The following is a 12,891-nucleotide window of genomic DNA, read 5'->3' on the forward strand; positions in this document are numbered from 1 at the left end:
CAAGTCAGACGTGTTTGATTACATCGAGGGTTTCTACAATCGAGTTCGCAGGCACAGTCATCTTGACCTTCTGAGCCCGCTGGCATTCGAGCAGCTTCGCACTGGAAGCTGAAATGTGTCTACGGAAGCGGGTCAAGTCCAGCTGCTCCCGTAGCAGCGTTGCGCCGCAGGATGTCGCTCTTGATGTCGCCGTCGAAGTCGGATCTGGCAGACTTTAGAAGCACGCTGGTGTCGCTGAACGTAAGCTTCTCGATATTGCTCAGGGTGTCTGTCCACTGGCACGGTGCCTTTGATGACCCCCAGTTTCTCCTCCACCATGGGACGGCCAATGCTGCGGGCAGCTGCGAGCACATACTGCACGTCGGCGCTGCCGCCTTCCTCGGGCGGGGTGCCGACCGCGATGAACTGAATGTGGCCGAAAGCCACGGCCTCTAGCACACTGGTGGTGAAGCGCAGTCGCCCCGCCGCAACGTTGGTGCGCACCAGCTCTTGCAAGCCGGGCTCGAAAATGGGGATACCGTTTGTGTTTAAGGCTTCAACTTTGCCGTGTCCAAGTCAAGGCTTGTTGCCCAGCTCGGCCAGGCAAGAGCCTGTTACAAGGCCGACATACCCGGTACCTATCACTGCTATTTTCATAATCGGTTTGCAGCAAATTCAAAAAAACTACTCAAATCTTCAGAAAGTAACCGCTTCGCGCAAACTACAGCCCTGTTGGTCTTTAGCTGAAAGCAAAGGCTCTACCCCCATTTCAGGCCAAGTAATACCAATCCCGGGGTCGTTCCACGAGATGCAGCGCTCATGCTGAGGCGAGTAATAGTCTGTGGTTTTATACAAAAATTCGGCCGTCTCGCTCAACACCACAAAGCCGTGGGCAAAGCCTGAAGGAACCCAGAACTGCTTTTTGTTTTCAGCCGAAAGATGCAAACCCACCCATCGCCCGAAGGTAGACGAATACCGTCTCAAGTCCACAGCCACATCAAACACCTCGCCTTGCAACACCCGCACTAGCTTGCCCTGCGGCTGCTGAATTTGGTAATGCAGGCCACGCAATACATGCCGAGCCGACTTGGAATGGTTGTCTTGCACAAAATCAACATTTAAACCCGTGGCATCCCTGAACGCTTGCACATTGAAACTCTCAAGAAAGAAACCCCGCTCGTCTTCAAACACCATCGGTTCAAGAACCAAAACGTCTGCGATAGCGGTTTGCGTTACTTTCATCAAAATATCTTTTCCTTCAATAGACCCACCAAATAATGACCGTATCCGTTTTTGGCCATCGGTTGCGCTAGTTTCTCCAGTGCCCCAGCGTCAATCCAGCGATGTCGATAGGCAATCTCTTCAGGGCAAGCAACTTTGAGACCCTGGCGTTTTTCCAGCGTGGCAATAAACTGACTAGCGTCCATCAAGCTGTCATGGGTACCCGTGTCGAGCCAAGCAAAGCCCCTGCCCATAATTTCGACGTTCAATTGCTCTCGATCCAGATACAGGCGGTTGAGGTCAGTAATTTCCAACTCGCCGCGCGCCGATGGCTTGAGGTGGCGGGCCAAATTAACCACTTGGTTGTCATAAAAATACAAGCCTGTCACCGCGTAGTTGGACCGGGGCTGCATTGGCTTTTCTTCCAGTCTGAGCACACGGCCTGCGGCATCAAACTCCGCCACACCATAGCGCTCGGGGTCATGAACGTGGTAGGCAAACACACTGGCTCCCACATTTCGTGCCTCGGCGTTAGCCATAAGCTGCTGAAAGTTGTGTCCATAGAAAATGTTGTCGCCCAGTACCAGGGCAGACGGATCGCTGCCAATAAAGTCAGCACCAATGATGAAAGCCTGTGCCAGCCCGTCGGGACTCGGTTGAACGGCGTATTGCAGGTTAATGCCCCACTGGCCCCCATCGCCCAGCAGTTGCGCAAAGCGCGGTGTGTCTTGTGGCGTACCGATGATCAATATGTTGCGGATACCCGCCAGCATGAGCGTGCTAAGCGGGTAATAAATCATGGGCTTGTCGTACACGGGCAGCAGTTGTTTGCTTATTGCCAAGGTGGCAGGGTGGAGCCGGGTACCTGAGCCCCCCGCCAGGATGATGCCTTTGCGTGTTGAAGTCATCGTGATTACCGCCGTTTTAGTTTTGTTTAGTTGGTGACGTATTGCTTTTTCACTCAGTCTCGGTAGGAACCGCTTTGCACCTCCGCCACCCATTCGGGGTGGTTCAAGTACCACTGCACCGTCTTGCGAATGCCGGAATCAAACGTTTCAGCTGTTTTCCAGCCTAGCTCCCGTCAAGCTTTCGGGCATCATCCGTCAGCTTGGACACATAAAAGTGCGCTAGTGCGACATTGCGACATTACGATAACCCCGCACAGCTCATCAGGCTACTTGCGCTGTCCAACACACGGATGGCCACCTGCGCGGCTGTAACCGATAGCGTTGTTCCATCACGCGAGAAATATTTTCTTATACCTGCTTCTCAAACTGAGACCATCCCAAAGTAATTGCAATTTAAATGTACAGTACCGCACCGGCCAGTACCGTGAGCAAAGGCTGCCAACAATTTCAGAACCAATCTCCAAGGGTTTGACACACAAGAAGATCGCAGCGCAACTTAACAAATCACCGGCGACGGTCCGTAACCATTTCCGGGATCTACGGCAAGCTACAGGTCAATAACATTGCTGAATTGGTCTAGGCCATAAGCGCTACCTGCAATCGCTGCAACACCGAATATCAGGGCTAGTACCGCAAGCAACCGAAGAAGTGCCACCGGCGGCCTAATGCGGCTCTGGTGAAAGCATATGAAACGCCAATCAAGTAGTCTCCGCTCCGCCCACACCCCGGAGCATCAAAAGCGCGAAGGACCCAGCGTACAGTCCATGCGCTCAAGAGCGCCGGAATTATCTTGTTGCGGAAGCGTTTGCCGGCGCAACCCCTGCTGAGGCTTGCCGGCGAGAAGAATCCCGAACATCGTAAGAGCCGAAAACTTCCCGGGCCGAGCGAGTCTCCGGCAATATGTACACGATGCCGTTGGTGCCCGTAAACGCCGGGCTCACCACGTTTTCGTAAAACTTGACCGGCACATTGATGCAGCCATACGAAATACGGTTGTCCTGTGGCGTAGGCGAGGCAAGGCGTTCAGCGCGACGCTCTTTTGGGCTTCCTGTCACCACCCGATGGAGCGAAAGCGCGGAGTCATAGTCCACCCAGAGAATTTCTTTCCCATCAATGTCGCGGTCCAGATTTGCCACAAAACGGCCAGCGGCCGTGGTTCGTTCGTGGGGACGAATGCTGGACAGTTTGCGCTCGCCGATGCCGGGAGCGGAATCATCGCCGATCGCCATGCCCAGCAGCGCTGCGGCGGCGCCACGTAACTGCCCTTGAGCGTCAAAGACAAACACCCGGGCTTGCACTTTGTCGACAATCATGAAAGGCAATCTGGTGTTGTTGGCTGAATCCACCACCCAATCCGCCAGTTTCTGGGCTTCCAATGACGCCGTCTCTTGCCCAAAATTTGCCAACTTGATTGAACCCGGGGCCTGCTGCGACTCGGCAGGAGCGGCGGGCGTGGCAGGCATGGCGACGCGAGCATCCGGCGCACTCGGCGCGGGCAAGTTCTGCGCAGCTGCAACAGATTGCAGCAAAACCCCAGCGGGGATCAGAGTGAGCAACATGCATTGCCTCAGCATTAGGCCAAGCTTGCGGGCGCTGCTTGCCAACATGTCGACCGTATTCTGTTTTCGCGGGCTTCGCATCGTGATGTTCCTGTGTGCAAAAAAGTACGTGCAGGGCAAAGCAAATCGTTGAAAGGCCTAAACCACACCCGTGCCGGTCTAGTTTTTCAGTTTACGCCTATCCCTCGATCCGTGCCGCCCCGGGCTTACCCCAGACGTAAGTATGGCGCGGAAGTTTTCACCTCCGCGCCATTACACGAATCACTAAAACGTTAAGTTTTAGTTACGACCCTGCTTCGCTGGACGGGCAGGTTCGACATACACAGGTGCTGGTGCCACCACTGGAGCTGGAGCAGGTGGTGGGGCTACCACGACTGGAGCTGGCGGGGCTACATAGACGGGCGCAGGAGCGACATAAGCCACAGGCGTCTGGGCTTTGGGGCCAAAACGGTAGACCAGGCCAACGGACGCCATGTCGACATGGCCGCGGTTGCGAATCGGATCATTGATGCGATAGCGCTCAAGTTCGGCACGAAGAGCCAGAGCCTCGGTGATCGCGTATTGGACGCCAATACCCAACTTGAGGTTGGTGTCGTTGGTGCGGGTGCTACCAGTGTACGCAGGGACCAGTCCAGTGCTTGCGAAGTTCGCACGATTTTGGGCGTAGGCGGCACCGATACGACCGAACACGGAGAACTTGTCCGTCAAAGGCGCGGTACCTACCAAATCAAGATTCAGACCGCGGATGCGGTTGTTGACACCAAATGAACCGGCCGGAGTTGTATTGGCTCTGTAGTCAAATTTTCCCAAATCAAAATAACCACCTTCTACGGCAAAGTAAGGCGTAAATTGATAGCCGCCAAACAGCTTGCCGCCGGTGCTGCTGTTGTCTTCCGATGACGAGTTCACGGTGAAGCCACGGTTCAACAAGTAGCGATTAACGTCGCCGTTGTTGAAGTCGGAGCGAGTAGCACCCAGGTTGGCGCCAATATAGGGGCCGACAACTTGCTGTGCGGACACCGTGGTGCTGCCGAGGGTTGCCAAGCCAGCTAGCGCGAGCAGACTGAGCTGACGCTTAGCTGCGGTGAATTTCAAGGCGTTCATCATCTTCTCCTGAGGATTAAAAGTTGCGAAAAAAAACTAAATGGAGTGGACTCTTTGCTGGCGGCTCGGATGATCTGAAAAATCTATGTTGCACACCAGCGCTGACTCAGGTTTCAGTATGTTTCGCTGGTAACCAGCCGCCTGTAGGAAAAAATCCCGTGGTGAAATTTCATAGCCAAAAAACAACAGTGCACATAAGTTAACGCCGTCGGGGAAGACGGACCATGTCGGGACGCATCAATCATCTAGCGTCACCTGGGTCGTTTTGTCAGAGCCCGTCAACAGCGCTCCGGCGAGCTTTTTTGAAAGCAAGTGCGAGAAGACGTTCTGATTGAGCCTGGGCGTAATTTGAATCAAGGCCTCTCACGAAGTCGGGTAATTTACTGACGCAGGCGCATCTTCAACCCGCGGATACTCTCCGCTGTTTGATTTTCACCCGCACCTGTTCTGCTTTGCTTCTCTCCCTCGTCACCGTGAAACCCTCTGCCAAGGCTGGCCGATTCTTGCGCCACTTATGCCTGACAGCGGGCGTAGCTTTGGCACTGGGCGCATGTACCGCACAACAGCAGGAGCCCGATGCCGCCCCCCAGACAAACGCCCAGGACTATCCTCCAGTCATAACTGCGCCTGATCCGGGCGTGCTTTTAATGCTGGTGCCCGACGGGCAGTCCGTGAGCGATCCACGCGTGACAGCCTGGATCGATGCAGCCTCTGAAGAGGGCGTGCGCCTCAGGCCAGTCACCGATCGCAATTTCAAATCACTGGGAACCCAAGCGCTCGGTTTTGCAGGCCTTGTACTTCCGGACGGGATACACCGTGCCGCCAGTGACGATTTGATTCGTGCCATTCGCAGCTACACCCGGGACGGCGGTCAAACCATGTTGGTGTACGACTTTGGCGTGCTAAAGAGGGACAGCTTTGGTCGTCTTGTTTATCCGGATTCACACTCTCGTCTCAGCGATATCGCAGGCGTTGAATACGCCCTCTACGAAGAGCTGCGCGAGAAAACGACTGGCCTGGGGCCCATCGTCGCCAAGCGGGAGTCCTTGCGTGACTTGCTGGTGCCACCTGGAAAATCACTTCCCTACAACGGCGCATCTTCCTCCCCCGTCGCCAAGACGGATCAAGCGCAACCCGCGACAACGCCTGTGCCCACTGCCACCGCGACCAACCCCACAGAAACCTACTGGGACGAGGACGCCTACAGCGGATACATCCACGGAAATCTCACGTATCCCAGCTTCGCGACTCAAGGACAGTTTCCCGGAACTCTTCTCGCGAGGTCTCCCGAATTCGGCGTTGCCGCAGGAGTGCAAAAGTATGGACAAGGCACCGTACTCTTTGTCAACATGCCAGTCACCTACCTGAAGCTGCGTACGGACGGCTTGCCCATGCACGGTTTCCTGCGTTACTTTGTGGAGCACGTTGTCAAGATGGCGCGGCTTTCTCCCATGCCTGACGCCATACCAGGGCTGGTCCTTAATTGGCACTTTGATTCCATGGCAGCCCAGGTGCCAACCCTGGCACTGGAGAAGCTCGGGGTCTTTGATGGCGGCCCGTTCTCGATTGACATCACGGCCGGACCCGACACCATCGAATTTGGGGACCGCCTGGGCTGGAATCTGGATAACAACCCGGTAGCCCAAGGCATCCTTCAAAGACTCCACAGTCGCGGCCACTCGATTGGCAGTCACGGCGGCTGGATACATGACCATTACGGCGACGGGGCCGATGAAAACAACAAGGCTGAGTTTTTGCCTTTCCTTGAATTGAACAAGGCTTCCGTTGACCGTGTGATCGGCCAGCCCATGCGAAGTTATTCCGCGCCCCAGGGCAACAACGCGACCTGGGCGATGGACTGGCTGGAAGCTCAAGGGGTGGTCAGCGCCTATTTCACCGGACACACGGGGCTGGGGCCCACGCGACACTACCGCGATGGAAAGCTTCGCAATCCGAACATGTGGATCTTTCCGGTAACGCCGCAGGGCCGCTATGCGGTGTTTGACGAGTTTGAGTATTACAAAGTACCCAAGAAACAGATCGTTGACTGGTACCACAACATGGTCGACTTTGTCATCGAAAAAAATACAAGTCGCCTGATTTACATGCACCCACCTTGGGCCTACGAGTGGAAAGACGTGCTGCTTGATCTACTCGCGTACGCCAAAGCCAAGGGTCCCGACCACTTTCGCTGGTACACCCCAGAGCGTCTGGCCGATTTCATGAGTACCCGCATAAAAGTGAGTTGGATCGAAGTTCGTACCGAATCAGGTGCAACGCGTTTCCGGGCCAGCCATCCCGAAAACCTGAAAGAAATGGTGTGGCTCATCCCTAAATCACGCAGTCCGCTTCAACCCATCATCGAATCAGGAGCGGGCGCCGTTGTCGAAGACCGCGCGCATTGGCTCGTGAAGGCGGGTAGCGGTACTTCGCTCGCCTTTGTCGTTCAACCCCGATAAAGCGACTCGGCAGCCGCAGCGCGATCACTCGGGCAAAAAAAGCTGCTGTAAATCGTTCAGAAAATCGAACCCCCTGGCCGTTGGCCGGACGTGCGCGAAGTCCCTCTCGATCAACTCTTTTTGCTCAGCCTCTTTCAGGCCGGCCTCGATGGCAGTCAGGGGTAAACCGGTTCTTTCGGCGAAGTCGTGCAGCTTGAAACCCGCACGCAAACGCAAGGCGTTGAGCATGAACTCAAACGGAAGGTCAGCGCGGCTGACTTCGCTTTCCCGCGCGAGCGGTGTGCCAGCCAGCGCTTTTTCCATGTAGAGCCGGGGATCCCGAAAACGCACCTGGCGCACCACGCGGTGCGCAAAACTAAGTTTGCTGTGCGCGCCTGCGCCTATGCCCAGATAGTCACCAAACTTCCAGTAGTTCTGGTTGTGCAAACAAGCGTGACCGGGTTTGGCGTAGGCAGATACTTCATATCTGTCCATGCCAGCTGCGCCCGTCATCTCCGTGATGCGGTCCAGCATGGCGTACGCATCATCCTCTTCCGGAAGTGTCGGCGGATATTTGGCGAAGTAGGTGTTGGGCTCAACGGTCAGGTGATAGATGGAAATATGCGGCGGCTGCAGCGCCAGCGCCTGGCGCATGTCCTGCTCCAGGTTTTCAAGTGTCTGGCCCGGCAGCGCGTACATCATGTCGAGATTGAAGGTGTCAAACGATTGCGCCGCCTCCTCAACTGCGGCGATGGCCTGGGCCCGGTCGTGCACTCGGCCCAGCGCTTTGAGATGCTGGTCATCAAAGCTTTGCACGCCAATCGACAGCCGGGTCACCCCTGCATGGCGAAAGGCCTTGAACCGATCTCTCTCAAAAGTGCCGGGGTTGGCTTCGAGCGTGATTTCGCAATCCGCTTCGAGTCGAATCCGCGCGCGGATATCCCCCAACAGCCTGTCTATGGCCTGCGGTGAAAACAGGCTGGGCGTGCCTCCACCAATAAAAATGCTGTGCACCGTGCGCCCCCAGATCAGTGGCAGCGAAGCCTCGAGGTCGGCCATCAACGCATCAAGATAATGCCGCTCAGGAAGTTCCCCTTTTGCTTCATGCGAGTTGAAGTCGCAATAAGGGCATTTCTTGAGGCACCACGGCAGGTGTACATACAAGGACAGCGGAGGCAATGCGCTCAGCCTGAGAGTCCCTTCCCGCATGTAGTGCTGGATATCCTGCATCGCGCCGGAGGCCTCAGCAGGGGCGCTGACGACTGGTATCGGAAAACCCATGAGACTCAGAGCCAACGCTCACGCATCAGGTTCATCATCTGGCTGACGGCTTTTCCCCGGTGGCTGTTGGCGTTTTTTACTTCCACCGGAAGCTCTGCAAAGGTTTTGCCAAATTCCGGAATGAACATCACCGGATCGAATCCGAAACCGTTGGTGCCAGCGGGAACGCGGGCAATCTCGCCACTCACGCGGCCGACGGCGATCAGCGGCTCAGGGTCGTCAGCCGAACGCACAGCCACGAGGGTGCTGACCATCGCAGCGCGGCGCTGCTCAATATCCGCCATCTGCTCCAGCAAGGCACGCACATTGTTGTCATCGCCCTTTTCATAGCCAAACCGCGTGGCGTAAAAAGCAGTGTCCACGCCAGGCAGCCCGCCAAAGGCATCCACGCACAAGCCGGCATCATCGGCCAATGCGGGCAGGCCACTGGCCTGCGCGGCATGGCGTGCTTTAGCAAGTGCGTTTTCAACAAAAGTGCGAAAAGGTTCTTCAGCCTCGGTTACACCCAGATCAGACTGCCGGATCAAGGTGACACCCAGGGGAACCAGCATGGCCTGCAACTCGGCCAGCTTGCCCGGATTGTTTGACGCGAGGATGATCTTCATGAAAACGGCACTTTGCCCTTTATCGGTGGCAATAGTTTGCTATCAATTAAGTAGCGATTGTTTCTGCATCTGCACCAACTCACTGATTCCTTTTTCCGCCAGTAGCAGCAAGGCGTCCATCTCCTTGCGCGAAAAGGCCGCCCCTTCCGCTGTACCCTGCACCTCTACATAGTGCCCGGCACCCGTCATCACGACATTCATGTCGGTATCGCAGCCCGCATCTTCGATGTACTCCAGATCGAGCAAGGGCGCGCCCTGCACAATGCCGACCGATATCGCGGCCACGTGGCCAAGGATGGCGGTTTCCTTGAGCTTTCCTTCGGCGATCAACTTGTTAACTGCGTCTTGCGCTGCCACAAACGCGCCGGTGATGCTGGCGGTGCGTGTGCCCCCGTCGGCCTGAATCACGTCGCAGTCGAGGTGAATGGTTCTTTCGCCCAGCTTTTTCAGATCAAACACTGCGCGCATCGACCGGCCGATAAGGCGCTGAATCTCCTGCGTGCGGCCGCTTTGTTTGCCACGCGCGGCTTCGCGGTCGCTACGCGTATGCGTCGCGCGCGGAAGCATCCCGTACTCGGCAGTGACCCAACCTTCGCCGCTGCCCTTTTTGTGGCCAGGCACTTTTTCTTCAACCGAGGCCGTGCACAGCACCTTGGTGTTGCCAAACTCGATGAGCACCGAACCTTCGGCATAGGAGGTGTAAGCACGGGTGATACGCACAGGGCGCAACTGGTCTGCAGCACGTGCGCTGCTTCGTTGAAATGAACTCATATGCTGGGGCTTTCTGGCGTCATTACGCCGGACGGTAAAATCGGGGGAGGCTCTGGCCTGCAAACCGCCACTGCAGCAGCGGCAGCGGCAGCTGAAATGTTAGGCTTTTCTTTCGGCGGAGCGGCGAATCGCTTCGTTGATTTCGGCAATTGATCGCTCAATCGCCGCGTCGTCCAGGTCTTCGATGCTGCCATCAAGCACACCCGCCTGTATGGTGGATGCAAACACGCCGTCCATGATGCTGTCAGTCGATACACCGCGTGTGGACTCAAAAGCGTCTGGCGTTTCCCACTCCATCGCCAGCACGGTGACGTTGTCGCTGTGCTCGCCGCCATTGCGCAGGGCATGCTCGACCATATCCGGGACGGAATCCGAAACACTGTTGGATGACATGTGGCGCACAATTTCGGCGTCGGTGAGGCTACCCCAGAGGCCATCCGAACACAGCATTAATTTATCGCCCTGCTGCAAAACCACCGGGCCGGCGATGTCCAGCACTGGCTTGGACGGCGACCCCAGGCAGGTGAACAAAATGTTCCGGTTCACGCGGTCCAGTTTGATGATGCCGGCGTTTTGCTGCTCCAGGTATGAGTGGTCACGCGTACGGGTCAGCATCTCGCCATTGCGAATCACATACAGCCGCGAATCCCCGCAGTGAACCCAGGTCGCCCCGGTATCCTGAAGGATCGCCGCAACCAGCGTGGTGCGCGGGGTGTCGAGCATTCCTTTTTCACTCGCGTATCGAATGATCTGGTGGTGCGCCGCCATCAGGGCGGAAGACAAAAACTCGGTCGGGTCCTTGACCACCGGTTTCGCTTCCTTTTGGTAAAGCGCAGAAATGGTTTGCAGCGCCAACTGGGCAGCCACCTCCCCTTCCGGATGCCCACCCATGCCATCTGCCAGCACAAAAAGACCGGACTCCCGCGTGTAGCAGTAGCCCATGCGGTCTTCGTTTTTTTCGCGCCCGCCTTTTCGACTAACCTGAAAAACTGAGAATTTCATTTGAATTTGGTGGCGAAGCCGGTTGCCTTGCGCGCGGTTTTCTTGGTGTCTGACACCATGTTGTCAAACTGCAGACGCATTTTTTCGCCCACCGTGAGTTTGGTGTATCGCCGCTCGCCCTCGCGACTGAGCTCTTTTTGCAACGCAAATACTGATTGAGGCCGGGACAGCGGGTCCAGCGACATGCACCACTCCACAACCTCGATCAGGTTGTCAGAGTACACACCGCGAAGCCGTGACAGCGCCAGGGACAAACGGTCTTTTTCCAGGCGCTGAGGCGCGTCGTTGGGTGGATAGCCTTGCATGGTCGCGTAAATACAGGCGCCGATGGCGTAGATGTCGGTCCAGGGGCCCATGGACGAGTCACGGCGGTACATTTCTGGCGCGGCAAAACCGGGCGTGTACATGGGCCGGATGAAGTTGCCCTCTTTGCTCAAGACCTCGCGCGCCGCGCCAAAGTCGATCATCACGGCCTTGTTGTCGTCGGTGATGAAAATGTTGGCTGGTTTGATGTCCAGGTGCAGCATCTTGTGCTGATGCACGATGCGCAATCCTCGCAGGATTTCATCAAATAGTGAACGGATCGTGGACTCCCGAAACACCTTCTGCTTTTTCAGTTCGCGCGCAGTGATGATGAAATCCTGCAGGGTCCCGCCCTCCAGATAATTCATCACCATGTAAACGGTCTCGTTTTCGCGGAAGAAATTCAGCACGCTGACCACAGATGCGTGCGAGATTTGCGCCAGTGAGCGCCCTTCCTCGAAAAAACTCTTCAAACCCAAGCGGTACAGCGACAGCTTTTCGGGCTGCACCTGCGGCAACAAATCTCCGGCCGAGCGGCTGGCCAGCGATGAAGGAAGGTATTCCTTGATGGCAACCTGCTGGCCTTCGTTGTCAACAGCCAAGTAAACTACCCCGAAACCGCCCGCCGACAACTTGCGCACCACGCGATAGCCGCCGATGACGGTATCCGGTGGAAGTGGCGCGGGCTTGACCTTTGACATAATTCGGGATTGACGCCAGGTGATGAGATCACCCGGTCCTGTTTTTCTTAAGAAGAGCGTACTACTAAATGTCAGTTTACAGCATGACGGGCTATGCAACCGTCCAGTCCAGCCCCGCGCGGACGGCTACAGAAACCGACGCCAGCCCGGATGCCAATGCCCGCCTGGGAGTAGAAATACGCTCCGTCAACAGCCGGTTCCTGGACCTAGCCTTCAGGCTCCCGGACGAGTTGCGGCATACGGAGCCCGCCTTGCGTGAGGCGCTGATCGGCAAGCTCAAACGCGGCAAAGTCGAACTGCGCGTTTCACTCGAAAGCAATCAGGGCAATGGCCTTCGCGCCCCCGCAAGCGCAACCTTGCAGCGCTTGGGCTCGATGGAAGACACCGTCAGATCATGGCTTCCGGGTGCAGCGGCGCTGAGTGTGGCCGACATCCTGCGAATGGCGGCAGGTGAAGACAAAAGCGCACACGACTACAGCGACGAGCTGCTCAAGCTGGCCAAAAAGGCGCTAAAAGAGCTTCTGGCCGCTCGAGAGCGCGAGGGCGCACGGCTTGCGGAAATGTTGCGGGATCGGACTGCACAATTGCGGGCACTCGCCGCACAGGCCGTTCCCATGGTGCCCAAGCTGGTAGAGCAGCAGAAGGCCCGATTCATGGAGCGCTGGAAGGAGGCCATGGCCTTGACCGACGGCAGTACCTTGCCAGAAGCCGCCCAAGACCGCGCCCTGCTGGAGGCGACCTCCTTTGCGATACGCATTGATGTGGCTGAAGAGATCACCCGTCTTTCATCCCATCTTGACGAAATTGACCGACTGCTGGCCAATGGCGGGGAAGTGGGCAAACGGCTGGATTTCCTGATCCAGGAGCTGCACCGGGAAGCCAACACACTGGGCTCAAAATCAACCTCCCTGGAGCTCACCCATGTCTCGGTGGATATGAAAGTGCTCATCGAGCAGATTCGCGAGCAGGTTCAGAACATTGAGTAGCCCCGCCGCGCACTGAGCCCATAACCATTAAAA

13 protein-coding genes and 2 pseudogenes are annotated in these 12,891 nt (G+C 56.6%); 4 read left to right on the plus strand and 11 right to left on the minus strand.

Annotation, left to right across the window (positions count from 1 at the left end; all coding sequences use genetic code 11):
* A partial coding sequence (locus VE934_RS16135) for an IS3 family transposase (RefSeq protein WP_324888687.1) occupies positions 1 to 112 on the plus strand: 112 nt, incomplete at its 5' end.
* Positions 113 to 132: 20 nt separating this feature from the next.
* Here VE934_RS16135 and VE934_RS16140 read toward each other — a convergent pair.
* From VE934_RS16140 to VE934_RS16160, 5 genes and pseudogenes are all read right to left on the minus strand, one after another.
* Positions 133 to 636 (minus strand): annotated as a pseudogene (locus VE934_RS16140) (hypothetical protein).
* 39 nt (positions 637 to 675) lie between these two features.
* Positions 676 to 1,221 carry a dTDP-4-dehydrorhamnose 3,5-epimerase gene (gene rfbC / locus VE934_RS16145; protein WP_324889361.1) on the minus strand — a complete coding sequence of 182 codons (546 nt, stop codon included), beginning with the start codon at positions 1,219 to 1,221 and terminating at the stop codon, positions 676 to 678.
* On the minus strand, positions 1,221 to 2,108 hold the full coding sequence (gene rfbA / locus VE934_RS16150) for a glucose-1-phosphate thymidylyltransferase RfbA (RefSeq protein WP_324889363.1): 888 nt from the start codon (positions 2,106 to 2,108) through the stop codon (positions 1,221 to 1,223). The genes rfbC and rfbA overlap by 1 nt, the downstream gene beginning before the upstream one ends.
* 53 nt (positions 2,109 to 2,161) lie before the next feature.
* A pseudogene (locus VE934_RS16155) lies at positions 2,162 to 2,281 on the minus strand (dTDP-glucose 4,6-dehydratase); the annotation flags it as partial.
* Positions 2,282 to 2,893: 612 nt separating this feature from the next.
* The gene (locus tag VE934_RS16160) at positions 2,894 to 3,421 is read right to left on the minus strand and encodes a L,D-transpeptidase (RefSeq protein WP_324889365.1); all 528 of its coding nucleotides are present in this window, start codon (positions 3,419 to 3,421) and stop codon (positions 2,894 to 2,896) included.
* Between VE934_RS16160 and VE934_RS16165 the strand changes: the two genes are divergently transcribed.
* A complete protein-coding gene (locus VE934_RS16165; protein ID WP_324889367.1) occupies positions 3,420 to 3,800 on the plus strand; it encodes a hypothetical protein in 381 nt (126 codons plus the stop codon). The two genes, VE934_RS16160 and VE934_RS16165, sit on opposite strands and share 2 nt — an antisense overlap.
* A gap of 146 nt (positions 3,801 to 3,946) precedes the next feature.
* Here the strand turns inward: VE934_RS16165 and VE934_RS16170 are convergent, their stop codons facing one another.
* Complete coding sequence (locus tag VE934_RS16170; RefSeq protein WP_324889369.1) at positions 3,947 to 4,771, minus strand: outer membrane beta-barrel protein; 825 nt, start codon at positions 4,769 to 4,771, stop codon at positions 3,947 to 3,949.
* 452 nt (positions 4,772 to 5,223) lie between these two features.
* Here VE934_RS16170 and VE934_RS16175 point away from each other — a divergent pair, with 452 nt between their 5' ends.
* Positions 5,224 to 7,230, plus strand: a complete 2,007-nt coding sequence (locus VE934_RS16175; RefSeq protein ID WP_324889371.1) for a hypothetical protein — start codon at positions 5,224 to 5,226, stop codon at positions 7,228 to 7,230.
* Between the two features lie 24 nt (positions 7,231 to 7,254).
* Here the strand turns inward: VE934_RS16175 and hemW are convergent, their stop codons facing one another.
* The 5 genes from hemW to VE934_RS16200 all read right to left on the minus strand — a co-directional run bounded on the left by hemW (position 7,255) and on the right by VE934_RS16200 (position 11,872).
* Positions 7,255 to 8,490 (minus strand): radical SAM family heme chaperone HemW, encoded by a 1,236-nt coding sequence (gene hemW, locus VE934_RS16180; protein ID WP_324889373.1) that lies wholly within the window; start codon positions 8,488 to 8,490, stop codon positions 7,255 to 7,257.
* 5 nt (positions 8,491 to 8,495) lie between these two features.
* Positions 8,496 to 9,095 carry an RdgB/HAM1 family non-canonical purine NTP pyrophosphatase gene (gene rdgB, locus VE934_RS16185; protein ID WP_324889375.1) on the minus strand — a complete coding sequence of 200 codons (600 nt, stop codon included), beginning with the start codon at positions 9,093 to 9,095 and terminating at the stop codon, positions 8,496 to 8,498.
* A gap of 42 nt (positions 9,096 to 9,137) precedes the next feature.
* Positions 9,138 to 9,866 (minus strand): ribonuclease PH, encoded by a 729-nt coding sequence (gene rph / locus VE934_RS16190; RefSeq protein ID WP_324889377.1) that lies wholly within the window; start codon positions 9,864 to 9,866, stop codon positions 9,138 to 9,140.
* Positions 9,867 to 9,965: 99 nt separating this feature from the next.
* Positions 9,966 to 10,868 carry a PP2C family serine/threonine-protein phosphatase gene (locus VE934_RS16195; RefSeq protein WP_324889379.1) on the minus strand — a complete coding sequence of 301 codons (903 nt, stop codon included), beginning with the start codon at positions 10,866 to 10,868 and terminating at the stop codon, positions 9,966 to 9,968.
* Positions 10,865 to 11,872 (minus strand): serine/threonine-protein kinase, encoded by a 1,008-nt coding sequence (locus tag VE934_RS16200; protein ID WP_324889380.1) that lies wholly within the window; start codon positions 11,870 to 11,872, stop codon positions 10,865 to 10,867. Before VE934_RS16200 ends, VE934_RS16195 begins: the two co-directional genes overlap by 4 nt.
* A 68-nt stretch (positions 11,873 to 11,940) precedes the next feature.
* On the opposite strand from VE934_RS16200, the gene VE934_RS16205 reads away from it, so the two are divergent.
* Entirely contained in the window at positions 11,941 to 12,858 is a 918-nt protein-coding gene (locus VE934_RS16205) for a YicC/YloC family endoribonuclease (RefSeq protein WP_324889382.1), read from the plus strand.
* Positions 12,859 to 12,891 lie beyond the last annotated feature (33 nt).

Origin of the sequence: Polaromonas sp., assembly GCF_035638815.1 — a bacterium.
Lineage (GTDB): Bacteria > Pseudomonadota > Gammaproteobacteria > Burkholderiales > Burkholderiaceae_C > Polaromonas.

Coding starts and splice junctions, on each gene's coding strand:
- VE934_RS16165 (WP_324889367.1), top strand. CDS start 3,420: ATGAAAGGCAATCTGGTGTTGTTGGCTGAATCCACCACCCAATCCGCC.
- VE934_RS16200 (WP_324889380.1), bottom strand. CDS start 11,872: ATGTCAAAGGTCAAGCCCGCGCCACTTCCACCGGATACCGTCATCGGC.
- rfbC (WP_324889361.1), bottom strand. CDS start 1,221: ATGAAAGTAACGCAAACCGCTATCGCAGACGTTTTGGTTCTTGAACCG.
- hemW (WP_324889373.1), bottom strand. CDS start 8,490: ATGGGTTTTCCGATACCAGTCGTCAGCGCCCCTGCTGAGGCCTCCGGC.
- VE934_RS16170 (WP_324889369.1), bottom strand. CDS start 4,771: ATGAACGCCTTGAAATTCACCGCAGCTAAGCGTCAGCTCAGTCTGCTC.
- VE934_RS16160 (WP_324889365.1), bottom strand. CDS start 3,421: ATGATTGTCGACAAAGTGCAAGCCCGGGTGTTTGTCTTTGACGCTCAA.
- rph (WP_324889377.1), bottom strand. CDS start 9,866: ATGAGTTCATTTCAACGAAGCAGCGCACGTGCTGCAGACCAGTTGCGC.
- VE934_RS16195 (WP_324889379.1), bottom strand. CDS start 10,868: ATGAAATTCTCAGTTTTTCAGGTTAGTCGAAAAGGCGGGCGCGAAAAA.
- VE934_RS16205 (WP_324889382.1), top strand. CDS start 11,941: ATGTCAGTTTACAGCATGACGGGCTATGCAACCGTCCAGTCCAGCCCC.
- rfbA (WP_324889363.1), bottom strand. CDS start 2,108: ATGACTTCAACACGCAAAGGCATCATCCTGGCGGGGGGCTCAGGTACC.
- rdgB (WP_324889375.1), bottom strand. CDS start 9,095: ATGAAGATCATCCTCGCGTCAAACAATCCGGGCAAGCTGGCCGAGTTG.